Below are 767 nucleotides of genomic sequence, written 5' to 3' on the forward strand. Positions count from 1 at the left end.
TCGGGCGTTGGCCCGATGTATCAGCCAACCGAACGGCCACAGGGCATCCCCGTCCGGGTTGGTGCTATTCAGGCGCAGCTCATCGCCTTTTTCCGGCAAGGAGTTAAACCAATGATGCGGGCGTAAATGGAGGTATTGCGGGATAAGCACCTTTTCTACTGTGGCCCACTGGATCTCCTGGCAACTGAAGCCATGGCCGATGGCCGTCGCGCCATTTAGGATCACATCCTCCAATTCCATAATGCCACTAAACCACTCTTTCATAGCGGCGGTGGCGTTCTTCTCGACGCTGCTGGCGTTCTCCGGTGGCTCGATAGTGCGCTCAAGCGTTAACAGGGCATTTTTACGCTTCTCCATCTCGGCAAAAACATGACCATCACGCTCGAGCATATCTTCGAAAAAGCTGGCCTGCGCGCTAAGCATCCCCAGCTCGGCCTGTTGCAGAATACGGGGCAGCTTTTTGATGGTCATGCCCTTGGAGAGATGATCCGGGTAGCGTTGCACCGTCCCGGCCATCTGGATGGTCTGACGGGTTTTTAATGCATCTTTTTTGAGTGGATTACCAAACTGGTCAACAATCTGTGGCATAACGTCCTCACCAGGCACCGCCGCCTAAGCGCGCGCCGTCGTAACTGTGTCGTGATCGGGTGTGAATTTGGGTGGAGCTGGCGCGAGAGACGGCCAACGACCACAGCATATGCAGGGCATCCGGGCCATCATCGTGATCGGCCATGGGGAAATGGCGCAACTGATCAAGCAAAGTGGGC

At 55.9% G+C, this 767-nt stretch carries 1 protein-coding gene; it reads right to left on the reverse strand.

From position 1 onward, the window contains the following. The coding region (locus EHO01S_RS17220; RefSeq protein WP_024525091.1) for a phage portal protein family protein at window positions 1–588 on the reverse strand (588 nt) is incomplete at its 3' end. Between the last annotated feature and the right edge of the window lie 179 nt (window positions 589–767).

Source organism: Edwardsiella hoshinae NBRC 105699 = ATCC 33379, from assembly GCF_000474215.1.
GTDB classification, from domain to species: domain Bacteria; phylum Pseudomonadota; class Gammaproteobacteria; order Enterobacterales; family Enterobacteriaceae; genus Edwardsiella; species Edwardsiella hoshinae.